Raw genomic sequence first — 23,234 nt, 5'->3', positions numbered from 1 at the left:
GTCGCTGACGGCTCAGTGAAAGACTCGGAAAGGTCGACCTACACTTCGCTCTCGGGAATAGCTCCCGCCGCCCTCGGTAACACCGACTACACTGGCCAACACGTCATCTGCGATGGTCGCTTGTGTCGAGGGGGCTGAGAGCCTATGCGTAGCCGGCTGCTGGTAGGGATACTTCTGTGGTGCTACTGGCTGATGCCAGCACTGGGTGTTGCAGCCGATGCGCAAGTGGAGCCGCCCACCAGCGCCGAGTTGAGGATTGCCAACCGCAGCATCACGGTCTTTCGGGTGCCGCTGCTTGGCGAAGTTCCGGAGTTGCGGGTAAAGCACGCTACCGTCGTTATCAATGAGGCCCTCGACAGTACAGACTCGCTTGAGGTCAGCATCGACCCGATCTTGAACAGCTATCTGGTGTTGATAGGGCCCAGGCGGGCTTTCATCGTGTCGCCCAAGGACGTCGATGAACTGCAGTACGAATCAGTCATGCAAGCAGCACAGGGCGCTGCGGAGAATTTGCGTCTGGTCGTTGCGGAAACCCGAGAAGCGCGGAGCCTGCATCAGATGCTCAGGGCCGCGATGGCCTGCTTGGTGGCTTCAATGATGTTGTTTGGCCTGCTGTGGGGTATCTATTTTATTCGTCGCAGGCTGCTGGCGGTGCTCCCCGCGTTAATGAAACGACATGCCCTGTCGTTGAAAATTGGTCAGATGCCTCTCATCGAGGCGAGTTACCTGTACCCGCTGGTGAGCCGGGTCTTGTGGTTCCTGCGCTGGGTGCTGGTGTTATTGCTCATCTATGAATGGCTCGGTTTCGTGCTTTCACGCTTCCCCTATACGCGCCCTTGGGGGGAGAGCCTGAACAACTACTTGCTGAGCGTTGCACAGTCGTTGTTCGAGAGCATGATCGGCGCAGTACCCCGGTTGGGGGTTGTGCTGGCCATTTTCCTCATTGCCCGGGGGTTCAGCAGTTTCAGCAAGAGCGTGCTGCGGCGGATCGCCGTTGCGGGTGTTTTCACCTGGCTCAATGAAGAAACCCTGCAGCCCACCACGCGGTTGACCTCGCTGGCCATCTGGTTGTTTGCCCTGGCAATGGCCTACCCCTACTTGCCCGGTGCCCAGACGGACGCCTTCAAGGGTTTGTCAGTACTGATCGGCTTGATGATCTCTCTGGGTGCCAGCAGTGTGGTTGGGCAGGCGGCTGCCGGCTTGATCCTGACCTACACCCGAACATTGCGCCCAGGCGAGTTTGTGCGCATAGGGGAGCATGAAGGTACCGTGACCGAGCTTGGGATGTTCACCACGCGTATACGTACCGGGCTTGGGGAGGTGCTGACCTTGCCCAACTCGATGATCACCAATGCGGTGACCAAGAACTACTCGCGCACGGTGCAAGGGGCGGGTTATGTTGTCGACACCACGGTCACCATCGGCTATGACACCCCTTGGCGGCAAGTGGAGGCGATGCTGCTGGAGGCGGCCCGGCGTACCACCGGGATACTGGAACAGCCGCCTGCGCAGGTGTTCCAGACCGCGCTGTCGGATTTCTACCCCGAGTACCGCCTGGTGGCCCAAGCCATCCCCAGCCAGCCGCGCCCGCGTGCCGAGTTGTTGACCTTGCTGCACGCCAATATCCAGGACGTCTTCAATGAGTACGGTGTACAGATCATGTCGCCGCACTATCTGGGAGACCCGCAAGAAGCGAAGTGGGTGCCGAGAGAGAAGTGGTACAGCCCGCCCGCCAACCCTGGCGGCGATCACCGGGCGCCATAGCCGCGATGAACCGCCGCATGCTGTACGCTGGCCTTTGTGCTGCTCAGAGGCCGTCTTTATCCAGGTTGTCGAGGTTGATCGGATCCCCCGGTTTGATACCCAGTTTGTCGCGAATATCCTTGAACATCGCGTCGTATTCGCTGTGATTGCGCATGATCGGGCTGGCATTGGGCGGTACGCCATTCTTGACCGCATGCTTGGCAATCAGGCTGGCAAAGTTGTGGGCGGTATCACGGTGCATGTCGAACTCTTCAGTAAATGCCCGGCCGTTTACCGCTCCGCTCATCTTGAAGTGCATCAGCAGGCCCTCTTGGGGAACCTGACGGACCTCATAGAACACATCAATGTCGAACGGTGGAACGTTCGGCATGTTCGGGTTGTTGCTGCGACGCAAATGGCCAGGTGTAAACATGGACGGCTCCTCAGGGTTCAAGTTTTTCTTGGGTGGCCAGCACGTTGCACGGCACTTGATAGAGCACATGCTCGGTAGTACTGCCCACGCGTTTATCCAGCCCAGTATGGTGCGTGTTGCCCATGACGATCACGTCTGCGCGGTGCTGCTCGGCAAACTCGGCAATCGCCTTGATGGGGAAACCGGCAAGCAGGTGTTGCCGTTCGGGGGGTATTTCAAAGCGTTCGGCAAGCTGGGCGAAGGCATGCTCAATGGATTTGCGTACCTCGCGGTTGAAGCCCGGCATCGTTACCGTACCAGCGCCTGCATCGGTGATATGGGTATGTGCCGTATCGTAGGCGTGCAGCACGTGAAGCTCTGCATCGCACTGTTCTGCGAGCCTGGTGGCTGTCGCCATGATGCAGTCGTTGGCATTCGAGGCCTGAGGGTGTTGAGGGGTGAGGTCCACGGCCGCCACGACGACACGTGGCAATGGACACTGAAGCTGGCTGACGAAATGTACGGCGGCCGGACACTCTCTGAGCAGGTGCCAGTCCAGTGGCGTGATGAACACACGTTTGAGCAGTGATTCGTGGTGAACGTCCTTGATCACCAAGTCCGGTTTCAGTTGCTTCACATGCTCAAGGATGTCCTCGAACACAGTACGGGTGAGTACGACTTCGCTGGTCACGTCAGTGCCATTGCGCCGCATCACGTCGGCTTCATCGGCCAGCCACTTGCGGTGTTCGTCCTGGAGTTGTCTGCGGGCGGCTTCTCCGCCACTCATCAGGCCCAGGACATCGACATCCTCGATAAACAACGTGATATGCAGCGCTGCACCGGTAGCCTCGGCAATGGCCAGTGCACGCTGCATTGCAGGTGAATGGCGCATGCTCGGGCTGGCGATGAGAAAAATGCGCTGATACTGGCTCATGTGACACCTCCAATACTTTGGATTGTCCGTTGGCTCCCCAAAAAATGTGGGTCAATGAGGGTGTCAGGCACGCAGACTCCACCGGCATCGACACCTTCAATATAGGCCGACATTCAGCGCGTACGCAGAATAATGGCTGCTTTACGATAAGCAGTCATATCGGGGGAGGCTCTGGAGGTTCTGGTGCCAGCTGGGTTCGCGCTTTACGTGCCATTTCAGGATTTCGCCTACATCACCACCAGACGCATCCGGCGTTCACGGGAGGCGGATAGCCGGAAAATGCCTCTTTTACGTGCTTCCGAAAGGTGTGTTCATGTGTGAATGTAACGAGCAACGCAATTCCGCCAGCCAAGCCAGCCGCCGACAGTTTCTACGCTTGGGTGGCGGTGCCGCCTTGTTGACTGCCGGGGCGATGATGCTACCGGCCATGTCGGCGACAGCCGCGCCCAAGGGCGGCCCGTTACCTAAACCGCAGAATGACCTGACGCCCGACCTGGCGCTGTCCCGGTTGATGGCCGGCAATCAGCGGTATGTCGAGGGTGTCACCCGGCGGCATGACTTTCTCTCCGAGCGTGAAGCCTTGGCGTCCGGGCAAAACCCTTTTGCGGCCATCCTCAGTTGCGCGGATTCACGTATTGCCCCGGAGTACGCCTTTGACAGTGCTCGCGGCGACATCTTTGCCGTGCGCGTAGCCGGTAATTTCGTCACCACCGATGGTCTGGCCAGCCTTGAGTACGCCGTAGCGGTGCTAGGTACTCCGGTGATCATGGTGTTGGGCCACGAAGCCTGTGGCGCGGTGAAGGCAGGGGTACAGCGGGCAACGGATGGCACCACTTTCCCTGGGCATATCGACGCGCTGGCCAAGGCCGTGGAGCCTTCGGTCAAGAGCGTAATGGGCAAATCGGGCAATGTGCTCGACAACGCAATTCGCCAGAACGTGCTGGACAACGTCGAGCGCCTGAAGGGCGCCTCCGCGGTTCTGACGGAGGCGCTGGCAGCCAAACGCCTGAAAATCGTTGGCGGGGTGTATGAACTCGCCAGCGGCAAGGTTCAGTTGCTGGGCTGATGGTCCAGGGGTAACGCCGCTCAGCACCGCGTCGTGCTGATCGGCGTTGCTTGAATGCACCTTGGTGCGTCAGTCTCGCTCAAGTGCCAGGGCCACACCCTGACCGCCACCAATGCACAGCGTGGCCAAACCTTTGCGGGCATCCCGTTTGATCATTTCATGCAGCAGGGTCACCAGCACTCGGCAACCGGATGCACCGATAGGGTGTCCCAGCGCGATGGCTCCGCCATTGACGTTGACCTTGTCTGCATCCCAACCCAGCGCTTTCCCTACTGAAAGGGCCTGCGCGGCAAAGGCCTCATTGGCTTCGATCAAATCCAGCTGATCCAAGGTCCAGCCGGCTTTATCCAGGCAGCGACGGGTTGCGTCGACCGGGCCAATCCCCATGATTGCTGGGTCAACCCCGGCATTGGCGTAGGCCGCAATACGTGCCAATACGGGCAAGCCCAGTGCCTTGGCTTTTTCGGCACTCATCAACAGGACGGCTGCCGCACCATCGTTGAGGCTGGACGCGTTGCCAGCGGTGACACTGCCATCTTTCTTGAACGCAGGCTTGAGCTTGCCCAGGGATTCGACGGTGGTAGCACCGCGTGGCTGTTCGTCAGTGGCGAAGGCAATGGGCTCGCCCTTGCGCTGCGGGATCAGGATCGGGGTGATTTCATCAATGAAGCGGCCGGCTTCGATGGCGGCACAGGCTTTCTGCTGGGAGGCAGCGGCAAATGCATCCTGCGCTTCACGGCTGATCGCGTACTGCTCTACGAGGTTCTCGGCAGTAATGCCCATGTGATAGTTGTTAAAGGCATCCCACAGGCCGTCACTGATCATACTGTCGATCATGCTGGCATGGCCCATGCGCAACCCCGTGCGTGCGGCTGGCAGCACATAAGGTGCCAGGCTCATGTTTTCCATGCCGCCAGCGATGATCACCTCGGCGTCGCCACAACGAATGGCCTGGGCGCCCAGGTGCAGCGCCTTGAGGCCTGAGCCGCAGACTTTGTTCAGGGTCAGTGCTGGCACCGCATGGGGCAGTCCGGCGAGGATCGCCGCTTGACGTGCCGGGTTCTGGCCACTGCCAGCGGTGAGTACCTGGCCGAGGATGACTTCGTCCACTTCACTGCCAGCAAGACCGGTCTGTTGCAGCAGGTTGCGTATCACCGAAGCACCCAGTTCGGTCGCAGGGATCGCGGCCAGTGAGCCTTGAAAACTGCCGATCGCGGTGCGGGTAGCGGCGACAATGACGACTTCTTGCATTGACTATCTCCGTGTACGGGGCCATTTACGCTGAAGTGTTGCGCCAATACATATATTTGTTAAATTGATTTTTAAGATGAATTGATCGATAAATCTCAATAAAGAACGGCGAAGCAGGGGTGGTCATGACGGTCAAGCAGATACGGGCCTTTTGGGCGGTGGCGCAGAGCCTGAGTTTTGCGGTGGCCTGCGAGCGGCTACACCTCTCGCAATCCGCGTTGAGCCTGACCATCAAGTCGTTGGAGGAGGGGCTGGGCGGGCGGTTGTTCAGCCGTACCACGCGCACGGTCACCCTAACCCCGGAAGGCGAGTCCTTGTTGCCCTTGGCCCGTCGCCTGATCGCGGACTGGGACAACGCAGAGGATGAAATCCGGCAGCGGTTTACCCTCCAGCGTGGCCGCGTCACCCTGGCGGCGATGCCATCGTTTGCCTGCAACCTGCTGCCGCCGATACTGAAAACCTTCCGCACCCGCTACCCAAAGGTGGGTGTCACGGTAAACGATGTGATCAACGAGCAGGTTGTGGAAATGGTGCGTGATCGCCAGGTGGAACTGGGCGTGGCTTTTGAGCCGCTGCAGAGTTCGTCACTGGCGTTTACAACGCTCTACCGTGATCGATTCGTTGCCGTGGTACCGCTTGAGTCTCCGCTCGCTGACCTTCAGGAGGTCGACTGGCAAACCTTGCTTGAGCAGCCCTTTATCACCTTGCAGCGCCCCTCGAGTGTGCGGGTCATGCTTGAAGATCACCTTCAAGCGCGGCAGTTGAAGTTGGCGGTGGAGTTTGAAAGCCATCAGCTCGCAACCGTTGGCCGGATGGTTGCCAGCGGGCTTGGTGTCAGTACAGTGCCCGCATTGTGCGCCAGGCAAATGCAGGAGTTGGGTGCGCGGTGCATCACCTTGCGCGATCCGGTGGAGCGGGCTATTGGCGTGTTGACCAAGCCTGGCCATGAGCTTTCGGCCGCAGCGCAGGCGCTGTTCGATATTCTGCTGAGTGAGCAGTCCGATGCACTGATGCCCGGGTAGTCCTGGGCTCAGTCGGCCGGTGGCTTTTTCTGCGCGTCGCTTGCTGCGAGGCCGTCTTCGGGTAGTGTCTGATACACCCAGTTCATGAACAGCTGATACCCCACAGCCAGAATCACCGGCCCGATAAACAGCCCGATGATGCCGTTGCTCAACATGCCACCCAAGGCCCCGATCAGTACGACCGGCATTGGCACGGCCACGCCACGCCCCAACAGCAGGGGCTTGAGTATGTTGTCCGAAAGCCCGGCAAACAGTGTCCAGGCGGTGAAGACGATGGTTGCGACGCTCACGCCATCATGGGCGAACACATAGATCACAATTGGCAGGAGGATCAACACCGTAGGCAATTGGGTAATACCCAACAGCAGTACCACCAGAGACAGCAACCCGGCAGCGGGTACTCCCATGGCGACCAGCCCGATGCCAACCAGCAGCATCTGGATAAACGCGATACCCACTACGCCTTGGGCCACTGCACGAATGGTGGACGTGCACAGTGCTGCCAATTCTGCGCCACGTTCGGGGCCTGAGATACGCGAGGCGATGGCGATCGCACTGTGTTTCAAACTCTCACCTTTTGCCATCATCAGGCCGGCGATGATCAGGGCTGCGACAAACACCAGGACACCCGTGCCAATGCCGGCCAGTTGCACGAGCAGGGTTTTGCTGACGCCCTTGATGTGCGGGGCAAGCTGCGAGTAGGCCCAGGCCAGGTCATTGGACGCGCGACTCCAGACATCAAACAGCGTCTGGCCGATCAGCGGCCAGTCGCGCACCGTTTCTGGCGGTGGAGGAATTTCAATGGCCTGGTTGTGCAGCGTCTGCATACCGGTTTGTACCGAGTTGGCGACTGAACTCCCCAGCAGGCTCAGCGGGCCAATCAGGCACGCGAGCCCCAGCAGCACCAACAATACGCTCGCCCATCCAGGACGACTGCCGAACAGACCCGCGAGTTTCTGATTCAGCGGATAGAGCGTAATCGCCAGGATCACCGCCCATAGCACCAGGTTCAAGAACGGCTGGAAGATCTGAAAGCACCACATCACCAGTACAACGATCATCCCGGCACGGATCAGGACATCCAGCAATTCCCGAGCGCTGCTGATACCAGGTAAACGATTTGCAGGCATACGCATGTCCCTCCTGAGCGGGATCGGAACGTACCGATCTCTCGGCCACCTGGCAGCATGCGGTCGGTGCCGCAAACCCATTAGCTCACTATAGAAGTGTGTGGCAATTGAGCAAACGGCAATAGTGCGCTGTTGACGCGTCAGAAGGTGTAGGCAATGCCTGCCTGAACCGTGCGCGGCGCACCGGGATAGACGTAGGTGTTGAACGCGCCTTCGTCATAGCCTTTATTGAATACGTTCTTCACGTCGAGGTTCAGACGTACATGTTCGTTGAGCCTGTAGAAGCTCAACAGGTCGACCACACTGTAGCGGTCCATGGTGTAGGTCTGTGTGCTGGTCTGGCCGGCCCGGTCATCGACGTATTTGACCCCCATGCCGAGCCCAAGCCCCTGGGCCAAGCCATCCTGGAATTCATAGACGTTGAGCAGGCTGAAGGTGTTGCGCGGAATGTTGGCCAGTCGTGTTCCAGGCTCCAGTGAGTTGTCCTTGGTCACCTCGGCATCCACGTAGGCATAGCCCCCGATAACCCGCCACTCGGGCGTGAGGTTGCCTGCAATGTTGAGGTCCAGACCACGGCTGCGCACCTCACCCGCTGCAACCTTGTAGGCATCATTGACAGGGTCGATGGTCAGGACGTTTTCCTTGACGATTTGATACACCGCGGCATCGACGCTCAGCTGGCGTTCAAGTGCCTCCCACTTCATGCCCAGTTCGACGGATTTGCCCTTTTCCGGATCAAACCCCTCACCCTGGCGGCTGGCACCACTGTTGGGTTTGAACGAGCGCGCCGTGTTTGCATACACCGCGAGGGTATCGGTCAGGTCATACATCAGGCCAACGCGTGGGGTGACGGCGTTGTCGGCCGCTTCCCAACCTTTGCTGTTGGGCAGGTAATTGTTGTAGTCGTGCTCGAAACGCTCGACGCGCACCCCGGCCAATGCCTTGAGGCGCTCGGTCAGGGCTACCTGGTCCTGGACAAAGAACGCCCAGGTCTTCAGGTTTTCCTTGTCATGGGTCGTGGTTCGGGTCAGGGCAGGGCGGGGTTGGCCGAGCACGGGGTTGTAGATATCGATGGGGTAGTCCCCTTCGCCGCCCTTGGAGCGCCGGATGATCGACGAGTAGTCGTAATCCTCGTACTCGACGCCGGTCAGCAGGGTATGGGCGAAACCGGCGGTATCGAAGTGCCCCGTCAGGTTCAGTTGCACGTCCCGGTCGCTCCACTCCAGCTTGCGATAGTTGAAGTTACGGCCCAGGGTACGGCCGTCCGCCTGCAGGCTGTTGGCTTCCACCGCGTTGCCTTCGAGGCTGCCGTCAAGCATCTGTATGCCACCGGCCAGAGTCCAGTCATCATTCAGTGCATGGTCGAAACGCAGTTGGGCCATGTTGTTGTCATTGTGCAGCAGGTTGTCGCTGCCTTTTTCCCAGATGTTGGTATCGCGCGAGGCACTGCCTTTTTGCGTGGCGTAGCGCGTCAGGCCACGGTCGAGCGGATGGTTGTTGCGCATGAAGTCACCCTCGAAAACGATCCGTGTGGTCTCGTTGACCTGCCAGCTCAGCACCGGGGCGACGTTGTAACGCTCACTCTCGACATCGTCACGGAAGCTTTCGCCACCTTCGCCCAGCACGTTCAAACGGTACGCCAGAGAGCCTTCCTGGTTGAGCGCACCCGTAGCATCGAGGGTGGCGCGGTGCATGCCTTGGTCGTCGATCTGGCTGCCGACAGTCACCTTCTGCTCAGCCTGCGGCTGTTTGCTGACCACGTTGAAGGTGCCGCCGGGATCGCCACGACCATACACGCTGGTAGCCGGGCCGCGTAACACCTCCAGCCGCTCGACAGTGTTGGCATCGGGGGCGTTCGGGTAGCCGCGGTTGATAGGAAAACCGTTGCGGTAGAACTCGCCGGTGGTAAAGCCCCGGACAGTAAAGGTGGTCAAGCCCTGGCCGCCGAAGTTGTTGGCTCGGCCAACGCCGCCCGCGTAGTCCAGGGCATCCTGCAATCGGGTCGAGCCGGTGTCTTCAAGCACATCGCGTGGCACTACGCTGACGGATTGCGGGGTTTCATGCAGGGCCGTATCGGTGCGCGTCGCACTGGCCGAGCGGGTTGCACGATAGCCTTGCACCGGGCCGTCAGCGCGTTCGGTATCCGTGGCGTCGGCATTGATACTCAGGGCTTGCAGCTCGACCAACGGCGGCTCGGTTTCATTGACAGGATCAGCCCAGGCGGTAGGGGTGACAGCATGGAGCAGGCATAGCGAAACGAACGTGCGACGCATGGAAGGCGCGATCCTTGGAGGCGAGTGGCAGCAATTTGAAGGCGCGATAATAATAGTAATTATCGTTAACATTCAAAGTGTATTTTCCTGATACACGCGTTCTCGTCGGCAAGGTCCATGAATGACAACAGGGCCCTTGGAAAACCAAGGGCCCTGTTGTGGGGTGCAAGCGTTTGGCGATTTGCCTTGAGCGCTGTATGAAGAGCGCTCGGCCATGACTCAATGAGGCGCGCGAGGAATGGTCTTCAGCAGGTCTTCAGGGCTGATATGGCCTACGACCTGCTCAACCACGCTGCCCGGTTGCGGCAGGCCAAGAATGTGGCCCTTGATCTTGCCGATGACGTGCATTTCGCAAGGCTTGCAGTCGAACTTCAGCGTCAGCACCTCATCACCGTGCACCAGTTGCATTGGCGCGACCTTGGTGCGCACACCGGTGACGCCCTTGGCCTGCTTGGGGCAGAGGTTGAAGGAGAACCGCAGGCAGTGCTTGGTGATCATCACCGGCACCTCGCCGGTTTCCTCGTGGGCCTCAAAGGCTGCGTCGATCAGCTTCACGCCATGACGGTGATAGAAATCGCGAGCCTTCTGGTTGTAGACGTTGGCCAGGAACGACAGGTGCGCCTCCGGGTACACCGGTGGCGGGTTGGTCTCGGCTTTGCGGCCGCCACGTGGGTGGGCGTTGATACGGGCCTCGGTCAGCGCATCGATGACTTCGCGGCGTAACGCCTTGAGCTGCGAGTTGGGGATGAAATACGCCTGGGGTGCATCCAGCTTGATCGCCGTGGCGTGGTACTGGGTGGTACCCAACTGGCCAAGCAGGTCGTGCAATTGCTCCAGGGCCTGTTCCGGCTTGTTGGCCAGGCCGAATGGGCCGTCCAGCGCGACGCTGGCAGTGATACCTTCTTCACTGGTGGCGGTCAGCTCCAGGCGATCCTCGCGCAGGCGCGCGAGCCAGGCAAGGCCGACCCTTCGCTCGGCAGAGGTCTTGAGCAGTGCCTGTTGCCAGTTGTGGTCCAGGTTGCGGCTGAGTGGGTGGCCTGGCCGCAACAGGTGCAGCCCCTCGGGCATTTCGTTGGGTTCGACGCGGTAGCGGTAGCGCTTTTCGCCGTCGTCTTCAAACTCGCCCTTGGCTTCGGCGATGTTGGCGCGAAAGCCCACCACCTCGCGTTTGACCAGCACATTCAGGCCGTCGCCGTTGGACAACGGCTCATGGGTAACCACCTGCAGGTCACGCTTGCCGACCTTCTCCACGACGCCCACCGGCAAGCCGGTGAAGGTGGGTGAGTCAAACGCGCCGATATCGATCTTGCGATCGCTGACGAAGTAGTCGGTACTGCCGCGGTGGAAGGTCTTGTCTGGATCAGGCACGAAGAAGTGCGCAGTACGGCCGCTGGAGGCGCGGGCCAGGTCCGGGCGGTCTTCAAGGACATCGTCCAGGCGCTGACGGTAATAGGCGGTGATGTTCTTCACGTAGCCCATGTCCTTGTAGCGCCCTTCGATCTTGAACGAGCGTACGCCGGCCTCCACCAGTGCACGAATGTTGGCGCTCTGGTTATTGTCCTTCATCGACAACAGGTGCTTCTCATAGGCGACCACACGCCCCTGATCGTCCTTCAGGGTGTAGGGCAGGCGACAGGCCTGGGAGCAGTCGCCCCGGTTGGCGCTGCGGCCGGTTTGTGCATGGGAAATGTTGCATTGGCCAGAAAACGCCACACACAGCGCGCCGTGAATAAAGAACTCAATCGCGGCGTCGGTCTCGTCGGCGATGGCGCGGATTTCGCTGAGGTTCAGCTCGCGGGCCAGTACCAGTTGTGAGAACCCAGCCTGGTCGAGGAACTTTGCTCGTTCCAGGGTGCGGATATCGGTCTGGGTGCTGGCGTGCAGTTCAATCGGCGGGATGTCCAGTTCCATCACGCCCAGGTCCTGGACAATCAGCGCGTCGACACCGGCATCGTACAGTTGGTGGATCAGCTTGCGTGCCGGCTCCAGCTCATTGTCGTGCAGGATCGTGTTGAGGGTGGTGAATACCCGGGCGTGGTAGCGGCGGGCGAATTCCACCAACTGGGCGATTTCACCGACCTCGTTGCAGGCATTGTGGCGGGCGCCGAAGCTCGGGCCGCCAATGTACACGGCGTCGGCGCCATGCAGGATAGCCTCGCGGGCAATGGCGACATCGCGGGCGGGGCTGAGCAATTCTAGGTGATGCTTGGGCAAGGACATGTTTTTCTGGTCGTTTGTCACGGTCAAGGCGCGCATTGTAGCCGTTCAACGCTTGACCGGCACCCATCTGCTGCCCGGTGGCGACCGCTCGTCGAGTGCGGCCGCCGGATGGAGGGTGCGATCTTAGCCCTTGGCCGCCATCGCAGTGACTTCCACACGCATGCCTTCAACGGCAAGGGCGGCCACGCCGATAGCCGCGCGCACCGGCCAGGGCTTGGCGAAAAAGCGCTGGTAGACCTCATTGAATGCGGCACGGTCGGCCATGTCGGTAAGGTAGATGGTCAGGTGCATGACACGGTCCATGGAACTGCCTGCGCGCTCCAGCGCGACCTTGAGTGCCTGCAGGGTGCATTCGCTCTGCTCGATGATGCCACCCAGTTCCAGGCTGCCGTCAGCGCGGGTAGGGATCTGCGTGGAGACCAGCACGCCAGCGAAACTGGCGACGTCAGATGAGATGGATTCCGGATCGGGGTCGGGAAGGAAGGTGAGGTCGTGGTTTGCCATGAGATCTCTTGTGTGAGGGCGTAAGGGGGTGGCGGTCGTGACGAGGCACGACGCCATGAGCATGCAGTTTAAGCCCAGGTGAAGGGGCTTGTATTCATCGATAAGCGTTTTCGGCCTGAGGTCAACAGGGTAACGATTTCCGTGTGCTGTAAGAATGGTCCTACATTCTTCCGGGGATCCATCCTACTTTCATGGCTTCAGCAGATCAGCACAATAGCCCCCGCCAGCAAACACCAACAGTTTGAATATGCACGAAGCAACTTTAAACACACGGTAGTGACGTTGTATGCCGGGTTGACAGGTTGCGAGGCTGAAGTGTGGTGCGAGAGGCTATTAGATGAATGTGGATGATTACATTGCTGCGCTTGCCCGTGAAGGGTGTGGTGAACATCTTGAATATGACCCTGAATTTCTGGAGCTGATCAATCAAGTTACGGCACGGGAAGAGTCGCAATATGGCGACTATGTCCATGTGCCGGAGCCGATTGACTGGATTTCCATCGAGGCGCGGTGCATCAGTTTATTCAAGCGTACACACGATCTTCGCGTGGCTGTTTGTCTGGCCCGGGCGTGGCTTGAGCGGGAAGGGCTGGTTGGCTTTGCCAATGGCTTGCAATTGGTGGCTTTTTTACTTCAAGCGCGTTGGGAGGGCGTGTATCCCCGGCTGAGCGCCGACGATCAATTTGACCCGCTGGTAAGGATCAATGCATTGGCGGAGCTTGCGGTGCCGTCGACCGTGGTTGCCAGGCTGCGACGCGAAGTGCTTGCGCGTACGGTAGATGGGGACAGCCTCTGTTGTTCTGACCTGGCGTTGATTGCAAGTACTAACGAGTCCTGTGAGCGTGACGAATGCCTGGTGCGCTTAACGGGCTTGATAGAGCCAATATGCTCTGCTGATTTAATGCGCGGCCTGGGTGTACTGAAGCGCATCAAGCGGTTGTTGGTTGATATCGGCCAGTGCCTGGATGAGCACACGGGTCTGGCTGCTGTTTCGCCGTTGCAGACACTGGTTCAGCTTTTGCAGCAATGGATTCAGGTCGTTGACAGTCGGTTGCGTAACACGCTATCGGCGAACGTCATTGAGCGGATAGAAGAGCGGCCGGTACACCACGTTGGTGTGGCTCAATATGCTGGTTCAAAAGCGTTTTCCTCCAGAGAGGAGGTCGTCATCGCACTTGAAGCGATCGAAGCGTATTACAGCCTTCATGAACCCAGTAGTCCGATTCCCATGCTGGTTCGCAGAGTTCGTCGCCTGGCGGGTAAAGATTTTCTGGAAATAATCGCTGAACTTGCGCCGTCAAGTATCGACGATATGCGCGCGCTCGCCGGCGCTCAGGAAGATTGAAGGTCTAGGTTTTTTAGTTGAGGTGGTGTCATGTCGAGTAACAGTGGTCAAAAGTTTATTGGTCGTAACCGTGCGCCGCGTGTCCAGATTGATTACGACGTCGAACTCTACGGCGCAGAAAAAACAGTAGAGCTTCCGTTTGTTAACGGTGTATTGACGAATTTGTCGGGCGCCAACACGGCGGGTTTGCCATCCGTGGCGGACCGGAAGTTTCTTGAAATTGACATTGATAACTTTGATGAGCGCATGAACGCCATTGCGCCGTCGTTGAAGTTCAATGTCAAGAATGAACTGACCGGTGAAGGCCAGTTGTCGGTCAATCTGGACATCAAGAACATGGGCGATTTCAGCCCAGGCGCTATTGCGCGCAATGTCGAGCCCCTGAGCAAGTTGCTGGAGGCGCGTAATCAGCTCTCCAACTTGTTGACGTACATGGATGGCAAAAGTGGCGCTGAGCAGTTGGTCGCGCAGTTGCTCCAGGACCCTGCGCTCATGAGCGCGTTGCTCGCCCAAGCGAAGTCTCCCGCCCAAACCCCTGAATGAGGTAAGCCAGCCATGGCTGCAACTGAACAAATACAGGTCGCTGAGCCCCAGTTGACCACCGAGGCCACCGACAGTTTCGGCAGCCTGCTGCAACGCGAGTTCAAGCCGCGCAGTGAAAGGGCCAGTGAAGCGCTGCAGACGGCTGTGCAGACCCTGGCCGAGCAGGCGCTGAGTGCTACGCACCTGATCGCCGACGACACGCTGAGTACCATCGAGGCATTGATCGCCGCGATTGACGCCAAGTTGTCGAGCCAGATCAACGCCATCCTGCATCATCAGGACTTCCAGCAACTGGAGTCGGCCTGGCGTGGCTTGCACTACCTGGTGAGCAATACCGAGACCGACGAGAAACTGAAGATACGCTTCTTCAACGTTTCCAAGGTCGAACTGGCCCGTGAGCTGAAAAAGTTCAAAGGCGCCGCCTGGGACCAAAGCCCGTTGTTCAAAAAGATTTATGAACATGAGTACGGCCAGTTTGGTGGTGAACCCTTCGGTGCGCTGATTGCCGACTACTACTTTGACAACAGCCCGCCGGATGTCGAGTTGCTGTCGTCCATGGCCAAGATTGCAGCGGCGGCACATGCGCCCTTGATCAGTGCTGCGGACCCTGGCGCGCTGCTGATGGACTCCTGGCAGGAGCTGGCCAACCCACGGGACCTGAGCAAGATCTTCCAGACCCCTGAGCATGCGGCGTGGCGTAACTTTCGCAACGCAGAAGACTCCCGTTATGTGGGCCTGACACTGCCACGTTTCCTCGGGCGTATTCCTTACGGTGCGAAAACCGCACCCGTGGAAGATTTCAACTTTGAAGAAGTGACGCAGGGCGATTCCAGCAATTACCTCTGGGTGAATGCGGCCTATGCCATGGGCCTGAACATCAACCAGTCGTTCAAGCAGTTTGGCTGGTGTTCGCAGATTCGCGGTATCGAGTCGGGTGGTGCTATCAGCGGCCTGCCTGTGCACACCTACCCGAGTGAGGACGGCGGCGTCGACATGACCTGCCCAACGGAAATCGCCATCAGTGATCGTCGTGAACTGGAACTGGCGAACAACGGGTTCATGCCACTGGTTCATTGCAAGCACACGTCGGTGGCGGCGTTTATCGGTGCGCAGTCGCTGCACAGCCCGCAGCAATACGACGATTCCGATGCCACCTCGAACGCACAACTGGCAGCGCGCTTGCCCTACCTGTTCGCCACGTGCCGCTTTGCCCACTACTTGAAGTGCATCGTGCGCGACAAGATCGGCTCGTTCAAAGAGCGTGCGGATATAGAGGTCTGGCTGAATAGTTGGATCAACCGTTATGTCGACCTGAACCCGGCAACCGCCACGGACATCGATAAAGCGCGTAAACCACTCGCGGCTGCCGAAGTGACAGTCGAAGAGGATGAGGCAAACCCAGGGTTCTATCGGGCAAAGTTTTTCTTGCGCCCACACTATCAGTTGGAAGGCTTGACTGTTTCATTGCGTTTGGTGTCGACGTTGCCGTCTGTCAAAGCGTAAAGCGTTCGTGATTATATTTTATAAACGAGGAGAAACCTATGATCTTAATGAAATTTGACCCGGAAATTAAAGGTAGCTCTAAAGTCAAGGGGTATGAGGATTGGGTTGAGTTTGAAACTTACGCAATTAGTTCCTCGCGAAACATTCAGGTGCAGGGCGATGATCGTGACATCAGCAATCCTTATGTTTCTGAGCTGATGTTGACGAAAGGCGCAGACAAAACATCGCCGGAATTTTTCATTCAGGCCAAAATTGGCAAGGCGTTCAAGAAAGCGACTATTGCAGTCGTGCAAGCTGCAGGCGCGAATGATAAGCCACAAAATCTGCTGACGTTTGAGGTGGCCGAGCCCATTGTCAGTTCTTTCTCCACGCAATGCTCAAGTGGCAATCGCCCTTCGGAGCACATCTCACTGAATTTTTCAAAAATTAAATACGATTATACAAATTTTGACGGTGGCACCTCAAAAGGCAGCGTGAGTAAAGAGTACAACTTAATTACTAACACTGCATCCGCCGCGTAATAGCGCGTTCGGCACTCCCAAGGTGAACACCGATTGTGGGTTCACCTTGAGCGTGTAGTGTTTACGATCAGGCCTACCCATGAATAGCCGCACCCCTACCTTGCTGGAACGTTTAAGTTTCAACTTCCATGCTGCGGGCTCTCAAAACGCCACGGCAAGCAAGGGCGGGCAACTGTCCCGTTTGCGCGAAGATCTGAGCGCATTGCTAAACACCTGCGGGCTTGCCAGTGCGCTGGATCTCGGCAAAACGCCCTACGTCTCTCGCTCTGTACTGAACTACGGGATTGGCAGCATTGCGGGGAAAACACTTTCCAGCCTGTCTCCGGAGGTTCTGGTGAAGCACATTCGTCACGCTATCCTTGCTTACGAGCCCAGGATCATTCGCCATAGCTTGCAGGTTTCCTGGGTCAGCCGCACTGAAACCCCGCTGTTTGAAATACAGATCGTCATTGAAGGGCATCTGCGTGATGCCGATGTCGCTCACCCGTTCACCTTTCGTTCCGTCTGGAATACCCAAAGTGGAGCGGTGCATATCGACACCGCCCCTGGCAGGGGGCTGCATGGATGAGCGACTGCTGCGCCTGTACGAGCGCGAATTGCAGTTCCTGCGAGAAGGGGCTGCCGAATTTGCCAAGGACTACCCAAAGGTGGCAAGCCACATTGGCCTGGACGCACAACACAGCCATGACCCCAGTGTCGAGCGTCTGCTTGAGGGGCTGGGCTTTCTGACTGCTCGCATTCAACTGCAGATGGAATCTGAGTTCCCGCAGTTCACCCGTAATCTGCTGGAGCAGGTTCAGCCTCAATCGTTGATGCCACTGCCGTCCATGGCGGTGGTGCAGTTTACGCCGGATAAACACCAGGGCAGCTTGCTTAACGGCTTCTGCCTGCCCGCCAGCACTGCATTGAGTGCCATGGCCGAGCTCGACGGGCGTACCGTACGTTGCGATTGGCGCAGTACTCAACCCGTCACCCTGTGGCCGGTGCAGATCGAGTCTGCCGACTACCTGGCCAGTGCTAGCCTGCTATCGGACTTGCCAGGCCAGTTTGCCGGCCAGGCGTATTCGGCCCTGCGTTTGCGGTTGCGCACCACCACGAAAGTCACGTTCAAGCAGCTCGCCCTGGAGGAGTTGTGCCTGTACCTGGGCGGGGCGGGGACGCAGGCATTGGCGGTGCATGAAGCGTTGCTCTCGCGGGCAGTGGGCGTTCTGGCGAGGCCGTCGGAGGCAACCCCGACCTGGAGCGAATTCATCGAGCCTGGGTGCATCACTCAGGCCAATCTTGAGCGCGCAGCCGACACGCATGAACCTGTACGGGGCGCCAGTGGGCACGCCGGCTTTGCGTTGCTCAGGCGTTTCCTGGCCTTTCCCGAAGGTCAGCGTTTTATCAACCTGTCCGGGTTAGGGCCAGCCGTGCGCCGTTGTGACCACGACGGCCTGGAATTGCTGATTGTGTTGGCGCCACTGTCCAATCCCTTACCCCTCGGGCTTGACCGTTCATACTTCAGTTTGTTCTGTGCGCCGGTAGAGAACCTGTTCCGCAAGCGTACCGATCGCATCAACCTCTTACAGCACAAACCAGAGATTCCGCTACTGGTCGATCAGGCAAATCCCTTGAACCATGAGGTTCATCAGGTACTTGAGGTGCACGGCTACTTTAGTGGCAGCCGCGAGCGCCAGCGCTTTGTTCCGTTGTACTCGCCGCAAGCGCGACTGGCTGACGCTGCTGGCAGCGGCTTTTTTCAAGTGCACCGGGCGTCCAGTCGCCCGCGAGCTACTGCGCTGGGTGGCAGGCAGCCCTATGTAGGCAGCGACCTGTCGATTTCTGTGGTGGATCCCCAGCACCCGCCCCATCGGCCCGACCTGCATCAATTGGCGGCCGAAGTGCTCTGCTCGAACCGCGATGTGCCAATGCACATTGGCTTTGGCAAGGGCAATACCGATTTTGTGCTTGATGCCAGTGCTCCGGTGCTGGCGATTCGCCGGGTGGCCGGGCCGTCGACGCCGCTGTCCGTACCGGTTTCAGGCGAGGGGCCCTGGCGCGCGATTCAACATTTGTCACGCAATTACCTGCCGCTGGCCAATGACGACGGACACGCCGGCGCGCAAGGCTTGCGTGAACTGTTGTCGCTCTACATCGCCGCCGACGATGCCGTTCTGCAGCGGCTACTGGATGGCATTGTCTCGTTGCGCACCACCGTTCTGACGCAGCGGCTACCCGGCAAGGGACCGGTGGCCTTTGGGCGGGGTTTGCAATTGCATTTGACCCTTGATGATGCCGCTTGCGAAGGCATCGGTGCCTTCGCATTTGGTGCCGTGCTGGACGTGTTTTTCGCTCGCTACGCGGCGATCAACGCGTTTACCCAGACCGTGTTGTACACCGTGGGGCGGGGCATGATCATGCGTTGGCCGGTGAGGAGTAGCCAATGCATGACCCTCTGAGCCCTTGGATGCAATTGCAGCATCAGGCCTGGCGTTTTGATTTCTTCAGTGCGCTGCGCTGCCTGGATGCACTTCACCCACAACACCCGCGCCTGGGCACATCGGAGCACCTGCGGCAGGATTCGGTGCGCCTGGGGCAGGCTGTTTCCCTGGCCTTCGAGCCGGCCATGTTGCGCAACCTGCAACTGCGCGAGGGGATGCCGCCCCGGCTGCAGGTGACATTTTTTGGCCTGACCGGGGTCAATGGCCCGATGCCGCTGCCCTTTTGCGAAGAGGCGTTGTCCCGTCAGATCAACCACAACGACGGGGTACTGTCTGCCTTTCTGGACATTTTTCATCACCGCTTGTTGAGCCTGCTGTATCGCAGCTGGGCGATGACGCGCCCGGTCGTCTGCGCAGACCGCCCCGAGCAGGACCGGTTTCGCGAGTATGTGCAAGCGTTCGTTCCGCGTAGCGAACACTATTACGCCAGCCAGTACCTGGACCAACGACGCAGCGCCGATGGCCTGTTGACGTTGCTGCGCGACCGCCTGCAAGTGCCCATCACGCTGCGTCAGTGGTATGGGCGCCTCAGCGCGCTGGCGGTTGAAGATCAACTGCAGCTAGGGGCCGGCACCGAGGCCGCGCGTCTGGGCCAGCGAGCCTTGCTCGGGCGCCGGGTGTGGAATGTCCAGCACAGCGTACGCGTGATACTCGGGCCGCTTTCGCTGACTGACCTGAAGCGATTTCTGCCGGGTACCGTCGCGTTTCGCGAGCTGGCCCGGCTGGTCGACGACTACCTGGGGTGCGGCTTCGAGTGGGATGTGCAACTGCTGCTCGCACCCTGTGCCAACACCCACCTATGCCTTGGAAGCCCTCTTCCCCTTGGCTTGGCCACTTGGTTATCCGCTAACCGGCCTGCAACTCAACCACGTGCCTGTGTCTTGACCCCGGCCCGTATCCAACGACTACAACAGGAACTGCGCAATGACTGACATCAGCCGCGCCAAGCTTTTTGGAAAGCTTGACACCTTGGCTTACCAGGCGATGGAGTCCGCCACGACCTTGTGCCGCGTTCGAGGCAACCCATACGTTGAACTGGTGCATTGGTTCCAGCAAGTGCTGCAACAGCCAGACTCCGATTTGCAACGAATCAATGAGCGCTTTGATCTGGACGCGGGCACGCTTTCCCGCGATCTGATCAGTGCCCTTGACCGCCTGCCCGCACAGGCGTCCTCGGTGGTCGACCTTTCTGCTCAGTTGGATGAAGCCATGGAGCGGGGCTGGTTGTACGGCGCTTTGCAGTTGGATGCGCGGAAAATCCGCAGCGGTCACTTGTTGCTCGGTGTGCTGGGCACCGGGAGCTTGCGGCACACGTTGTTCGCGATGTCCCGGGAGTTCGAGAAGATCAACCGTGAAATGCTGCTCGAACAGTTCAACGAGATTGTCCAGCGTTCACCCGAGCAACCGGTGGCGTCCAGCGACGGGCCACCACCTGAGGCGTCCAGTGGATCATCGAGCGCACTGCACCGGTACACCAGTGACCTCACCGAGCAGGCGCGGCTTGGCACGCTCGACCCTGTGCTGGGGCGTAATGAAGAGGTTCGTCAGCTCATTGATATTCTGATGCGCCGACGCCAGAACAACCCGTTGTTGGCCGGTGAAGCGGGTGTCGGGAAAACCGCTGTGGTCGAAGGCTTTGCCCAGCGAATCGTTGCGGGCGACGTGCCTGAAGCGTTTATTGGGGCGCGGGTGCTGGCATTGGATATTGGCTTGTTGCAGGCCGGGGCCAGCGTCAAGGGCGAGTTCGAGCAGCGCCTGCGCCAGGTGGTCGATGAGGTACAGGCGGCCACGCAACCGACCCTGCTGTTCATCGATGAAGTGCACACCCTGGTCGGCGCGGGGGGGCAGGCCGGTACTGGCGATGCGGCCAACCTGCTCAAGCCGATGCTGGCGCGGGGTAAGCTTCGCACGATCGGAGCCACCACCTGGAGCGAGTACAAAAAGCACATCGAGAAAGACCCTGCCCTCAAGCGACGTTTTCAGGTGCTACGGGTAGACGAGCCGAGCCCGGACGTTGCGGTCAACATGTTGCGCAGTGTGCTGCCTACGTTGCAGCGCCACCATCAGGTGCAGATCCTTGATGAGGCAGTGCGGGCTGCCGTTCACCTCTCACACCGTTACTTGCCGGATCGTCAACTTCCGGATAAAGCCATCAGCCTGTTGGATACGGCCTGTGCGCGGGTGGGCATCAGCCAGCAGTCGATTCCGGCACTGCTGGCCGACAGCCGCGAGCGCATCGCAAATCTGCGCGCGGAAAAGCTGGTGGTACAAACGGAAAATGCCATTGGGCGGCTCGATCCCGAGCGCGTGCAGCGTCTTGAGCAGCAATTGCGTGACGAGCAGCAATACAGCGCCGCGCTGGAAAAACGGTGGCATACGGAAACCTCCTGGGTGGGCGAGCTCCAGCAATTGCGTGAGCGTCTGCGTACAGAGCAGCCTGAGTCCACCGCTGAGCAGGCCGAACTCCAGAGGGCCTTTCTGGAACGAACCGAAGCGCTGCAAAAGCGCTTGCAGGCGGCTCAATCCGAGGCGCCCGCGCTGGTGTTGGCGGATGTCGACGCGCAGTCGGTGGCCAATGTCCTGCAAGGCTGGACCGGCATTCCGGTCGGTACCCTGCAGCGCAATGAAATCGACACCCTTCTTGATCTCGCCGACAACCTGGGTGAGCGGGTCATTGGCCAGTCCCATGCAATGGAGGCTATTGCCCGTCGAATCCAGACCTCCCGTGCAGGGCTTGACCATCCAGGCAAGCCAGTCGGGGTGTTCCTGCTCGCCGGTCCATCGGGTGTCGGCAAGACTGAAACCGCCCTGGCCCTGGCAGAACTGCTCTATGGCGGTGAACACAACCTGGTGACGATCAATATGAGTGAGTACCAGGAACCCCACACTGTTGCTTCGCTGAAAGGCGCGCCGCCGGGGTATGTCGGCTACGGTGAAGGGGGGGTGTTGACGGAAGCCGTGCGGCGTCGGCCGCACTGCGTGATCCTGCTCGACGAGATTGAAAAGGCTCACCCTGATGTCCACGAAGTGTTCTTCCAGGTGTTTGACAAGGGCTGGATGGAGGACGGAGAGGGGCGGGTCATTGATTTTCGCAATACCTTGATCCTGATGACCACCAATGTCGGTTCTGAAGTGCTGTTCAACTTGCAAGGCGGCGAAACGGACCAGGACCTTGAACAGTTGCTCAAGCCGGAACTGCTGCGCGTGTTTCCACCTGCGCTACTGGGTCGCCTGGTCGCTATTCCTTACTTCCCGCTTAACGGCAACATGCTGGCCCGTATTGTTGAGATGCAACTTCAACGCGTTGTTCAGTGCGTGCAACAGCGTTATCAAGTACCGCTGCACTACGACGCAGCGCTCGTGGATTACATCGTCAGCCAGTGCACCGATGTACAGAGCGGTGGGCGCATGGTTGACGCCATTTTGACGAATGGGCTTTTACCACAACTAAGTCGTGCATTCTTGCTGGGTGAAAAAAACCAGGCGGTGCCGGGGCGTGTGCGTGTGTCAGTTAACGAAGACGGGGTTGTGTACGACTTCGCCAAGGGCTGAGACCGTATGTCATCTGGCGGCTAGGTTCAAAGGTTGATTGTTTAAACCTTAGGCGCCTATTTGTCTCTTTATTAATACGCAACGCGCTCAGGAAACTTCATGGGCGCGAGGCATTTGTATGTTCTGCGTGTCAGCCCTTGGGTTCGGCCGATGAATAGCTGAAGTGGGTTTGTCATCAACTGTGTGGATCGATAATAAGGTCGTCCGAATTTCCCTAGCACTTCTCGGAAATTTCCTATTTTACGCTTCGTAGTTTTAGTCAAAATACCGCATCAAGTTTTCATCGGCATCGGTTGCCGCACAACGTAACCAATTATTCAGCGGAGGGTTTGCTGTGCCAGAGCAAGTTGTAATGGGGGCGCTATTACGGTGTTCATTCGGGGCTGCGCCTGCGAAGTTGACCGTATTACCGGTAAACCGCTGCAGCGTTGAAGGCCAGCCCGCCGCCACCATCATGGATCACAAACCCATGGCCAATATCGCTCCTTTCGGCGTGTGCCGATCGATGGCCAATCCAACGGTCTCCGCCGCCACCTCTGCGGCGATGGGAGTACTCACGCCAATGCCCTGCATACCGGCCACAGCCTCGCCCTGGACGCCCGGCGCGGCCAAGACCCACATCGCCGGGCAGCCAGCACTGCATGGTCAATGCACCTGCCTGTGCAACTGGGGGGGCGTGATCAAGATCGATCAGCCCGGTACCCGCAAGACCATGATTGCCTGAGGGGCCCT

At 58.9% G+C, this 23,234-nt stretch carries 19 protein-coding genes; 12 read left to right on the top strand and 7 right to left on the bottom strand.

What is annotated here, in order from left to right:
* Positions 1–144 precede the first annotated feature (144 nt).
* Positions 145–1,764, top strand: a complete 1,620-nt coding sequence (locus IE038_RS02790; RefSeq protein ID WP_163933045.1) for a mechanosensitive ion channel family protein — start codon at positions 145–147, stop codon at positions 1,762–1,764.
* Positions 1,765–1,807: 43 nt separating this feature from the next.
* On the opposite strand, the gene IE038_RS02785 is transcribed toward IE038_RS02790, so the two are convergent.
* Positions 1,808–2,176: a DUF5064 family protein gene (locus tag IE038_RS02785; RefSeq protein ID WP_189395084.1), complete on the bottom strand. Its 369-nt coding sequence runs from the start codon at positions 2,174–2,176 to the stop codon at positions 1,808–1,810.
* Positions 2,177–2,186: 10 nt separating this feature from the next.
* Complete coding sequence (locus IE038_RS02780; RefSeq protein ID WP_189395083.1) at positions 2,187–3,089, bottom strand: universal stress protein; 903 nt, start codon at positions 3,087–3,089, stop codon at positions 2,187–2,189.
* Positions 3,090–3,402: 313 nt separating this feature from the next.
* Between IE038_RS02780 and IE038_RS02775 the strand changes: the two genes are divergently transcribed.
* Positions 3,403–4,155: a carbonic anhydrase gene (locus tag IE038_RS02775; RefSeq protein WP_163933042.1), complete on the top strand. Its 753-nt coding sequence runs from the start codon at positions 3,403–3,405 to the stop codon at positions 4,153–4,155.
* A 69-nt stretch (positions 4,156–4,224) separates the two neighbouring features.
* Here IE038_RS02775 and IE038_RS02770 read toward each other — a convergent pair whose 3' ends face one another.
* Positions 4,225–5,406, bottom strand: coding sequence for an acetyl-CoA C-acetyltransferase (locus IE038_RS02770; protein ID WP_189395082.1), 1,182 nt, complete (start codon positions 5,404–5,406; stop codon positions 4,225–4,227).
* A gap of 125 nt (positions 5,407–5,531) precedes the next feature.
* On the opposite strand from IE038_RS02770, the gene IE038_RS02765 reads away from it, so the two are divergent.
* Positions 5,532–6,428 (top strand): LysR family transcriptional regulator, encoded by an 897-nt coding sequence (locus tag IE038_RS02765; protein ID WP_163933039.1) that lies wholly within the window; start codon positions 5,532–5,534, stop codon positions 6,426–6,428.
* Between the two features lie 8 nt (positions 6,429–6,436).
* Here IE038_RS02765 and IE038_RS02760 read toward each other — a convergent pair whose 3' ends face one another.
* From IE038_RS02760 to IE038_RS02745, 4 genes are all read right to left on the bottom strand, one after another.
* Positions 6,437–7,558, bottom strand: coding sequence for an AI-2E family transporter (locus IE038_RS02760; RefSeq protein WP_163933036.1), 1,122 nt, complete (start codon positions 7,556–7,558; stop codon positions 6,437–6,439).
* Positions 7,559–7,698: 140 nt separating this feature from the next.
* Complete coding sequence (locus IE038_RS02755; RefSeq protein WP_189395081.1) at positions 7,699–9,831, bottom strand: TonB-dependent siderophore receptor; 2,133 nt, start codon at positions 9,829–9,831, stop codon at positions 7,699–7,701.
* 219 nt (positions 9,832–10,050) lie between these two features.
* A complete protein-coding gene (locus tag IE038_RS02750) occupies positions 10,051–12,051 on the bottom strand; it encodes a peptidase U32 family protein (RefSeq protein ID WP_163933033.1) in 2,001 nt (666 codons plus the stop codon).
* Positions 12,052–12,174: 123 nt separating this feature from the next.
* On the bottom strand, positions 12,175–12,555 hold the full coding sequence (locus IE038_RS02745) for a RidA family protein (RefSeq protein WP_163933030.1): 381 nt from the start codon (positions 12,553–12,555) through the stop codon (positions 12,175–12,177).
* Between the two features lie 337 nt (positions 12,556–12,892).
* Between IE038_RS02745 and tssA the strand changes: the two genes are divergently transcribed.
* The 9 genes from tssA (at position 12,893) to IE038_RS02700 (ending at position 23,226) form a co-directional block, all read left to right on the top strand.
* Positions 12,893–13,900 (top strand): type VI secretion system protein TssA, encoded by a 1,008-nt coding sequence (gene tssA, locus IE038_RS02740; protein ID WP_163933027.1) that lies wholly within the window; start codon positions 12,893–12,895, stop codon positions 13,898–13,900.
* Between the two features lie 30 nt (positions 13,901–13,930).
* A complete protein-coding gene (gene tssB, locus IE038_RS02735; RefSeq protein WP_163933024.1) occupies positions 13,931–14,443 on the top strand; it encodes a type VI secretion system contractile sheath small subunit in 513 nt (170 codons plus the stop codon).
* Between the two features lie 12 nt (positions 14,444–14,455).
* Complete coding sequence (tssC, locus tag IE038_RS02730) at positions 14,456–15,946, top strand: type VI secretion system contractile sheath large subunit (protein WP_189395080.1); 1,491 nt, start codon at positions 14,456–14,458, stop codon at positions 15,944–15,946.
* A 38-nt stretch (positions 15,947–15,984) separates the two neighbouring features.
* Complete coding sequence (locus IE038_RS02725; protein ID WP_163933009.1) at positions 15,985–16,467, top strand: Hcp family type VI secretion system effector; 483 nt, start codon at positions 15,985–15,987, stop codon at positions 16,465–16,467.
* A 79-nt stretch (positions 16,468–16,546) separates the two neighbouring features.
* The gene (locus IE038_RS02720) at positions 16,547–17,035 is read left to right on the top strand and encodes a type VI secretion system baseplate subunit TssE (RefSeq protein WP_229775592.1); all 489 of its coding nucleotides are present in this window, start codon (positions 16,547–16,549) and stop codon (positions 17,033–17,035) included.
* Positions 17,028–18,908: a type VI secretion system baseplate subunit TssF gene (tssF, locus tag IE038_RS02715; RefSeq protein WP_163933007.1), complete on the top strand. Its 1,881-nt coding sequence runs from the start codon at positions 17,028–17,030 to the stop codon at positions 18,906–18,908. The genes IE038_RS02720 and tssF overlap by 8 nt, the downstream gene beginning before the upstream one ends.
* A complete protein-coding gene (gene tssG / locus IE038_RS02710; RefSeq protein ID WP_163932991.1) occupies positions 18,893–19,882 on the top strand; it encodes a type VI secretion system baseplate subunit TssG in 990 nt (329 codons plus the stop codon). The genes tssF and tssG overlap by 16 nt, the downstream gene beginning before the upstream one ends.
* Complete coding sequence (tssH, locus tag IE038_RS02705; protein WP_189395079.1) at positions 19,875–22,502, top strand: type VI secretion system ATPase TssH; 2,628 nt, start codon at positions 19,875–19,877, stop codon at positions 22,500–22,502. The genes tssG and tssH overlap by 8 nt, the downstream gene beginning before the upstream one ends.
* Before the next feature lie 352 nt (positions 22,503–22,854).
* The gene (locus IE038_RS02700) at positions 22,855–23,226 is read left to right on the top strand and encodes a DUF4280 domain-containing protein (protein ID WP_163933052.1); all 372 of its coding nucleotides are present in this window, start codon (positions 22,855–22,857) and stop codon (positions 23,224–23,226) included.
* Positions 23,227–23,234 lie beyond the last annotated feature (8 nt).

Origin of the sequence: Pseudomonas laurentiana, assembly GCF_014648275.1 — a bacterium.
GTDB lineage: Bacteria > Pseudomonadota > Gammaproteobacteria > Pseudomonadales > Pseudomonadaceae > Aquipseudomonas > Aquipseudomonas laurentiana.
The sequence above is the reverse complement of the archived record's forward strand: the minus strand, read 5'-3'. Positions and strand labels throughout refer to the sequence as shown.

Bases quoted from the DNA above. Each gene is read 5' to 3' on its own strand.
- IE038_RS02790 (WP_163933045.1), top strand. From the start codon at position 145: ATGCGTAGCCGGCTGCTGGTAGGGATACTTCTGTGGTGCTACTGGCTG.
- IE038_RS02785 (WP_189395084.1), bottom strand. From the start codon at position 2,176: ATGTTTACACCTGGCCATTTGCGTCGCAGCAACAACCCGAACATGCCG.
- IE038_RS02780 (WP_189395083.1), bottom strand. From the start codon at position 3,089: ATGAGCCAGTATCAGCGCATTTTTCTCATCGCCAGCCCGAGCATGCGC.
- IE038_RS02775 (WP_163933042.1), top strand. From the start codon at position 3,403: ATGTGTGAATGTAACGAGCAACGCAATTCCGCCAGCCAAGCCAGCCGC.
- IE038_RS02770 (WP_189395082.1), bottom strand. From the start codon at position 5,406: ATGCAAGAAGTCGTCATTGTCGCCGCTACCCGCACCGCGATCGGCAGT.
- IE038_RS02765 (WP_163933039.1), top strand. From the start codon at position 5,532: ATGACGGTCAAGCAGATACGGGCCTTTTGGGCGGTGGCGCAGAGCCTG.
- IE038_RS02760 (WP_163933036.1), bottom strand. From the start codon at position 7,558: ATGCCTGCAAATCGTTTACCTGGTATCAGCAGCGCTCGGGAATTGCTG.
- IE038_RS02755 (WP_189395081.1), bottom strand. From the start codon at position 9,831: ATGCGTCGCACGTTCGTTTCGCTATGCCTGCTCCATGCTGTCACCCCT.
- IE038_RS02750 (WP_163933033.1), bottom strand. From the start codon at position 12,051: ATGTCCTTGCCCAAGCATCACCTAGAATTGCTCAGCCCCGCCCGCGAT.
- IE038_RS02745 (WP_163933030.1), bottom strand. From the start codon at position 12,555: ATGGCAAACCACGACCTCACCTTCCTTCCCGACCCCGATCCGGAATCC.
- tssA (WP_163933027.1), top strand. From the start codon at position 12,893: ATGAATGTGGATGATTACATTGCTGCGCTTGCCCGTGAAGGGTGTGGT.
- tssB (WP_163933024.1), top strand. From the start codon at position 13,931: ATGTCGAGTAACAGTGGTCAAAAGTTTATTGGTCGTAACCGTGCGCCG.
- tssC (WP_189395080.1), top strand. From the start codon at position 14,456: ATGGCTGCAACTGAACAAATACAGGTCGCTGAGCCCCAGTTGACCACC.
- IE038_RS02725 (WP_163933009.1), top strand. From the start codon at position 15,985: ATGATCTTAATGAAATTTGACCCGGAAATTAAAGGTAGCTCTAAAGTC.
- IE038_RS02720 (WP_229775592.1), top strand. From the start codon at position 16,547: ATGAATAGCCGCACCCCTACCTTGCTGGAACGTTTAAGTTTCAACTTC.
- tssF (WP_163933007.1), top strand. From the start codon at position 17,028: ATGGATGAGCGACTGCTGCGCCTGTACGAGCGCGAATTGCAGTTCCTG.
- tssG (WP_163932991.1), top strand. From the start codon at position 18,893: ATGCATGACCCTCTGAGCCCTTGGATGCAATTGCAGCATCAGGCCTGG.
- tssH (WP_189395079.1), top strand. From the start codon at position 19,875: ATGACTGACATCAGCCGCGCCAAGCTTTTTGGAAAGCTTGACACCTTG.
- IE038_RS02700 (WP_163933052.1), top strand. From the start codon at position 22,855: ATGGGGGCGCTATTACGGTGTTCATTCGGGGCTGCGCCTGCGAAGTTG.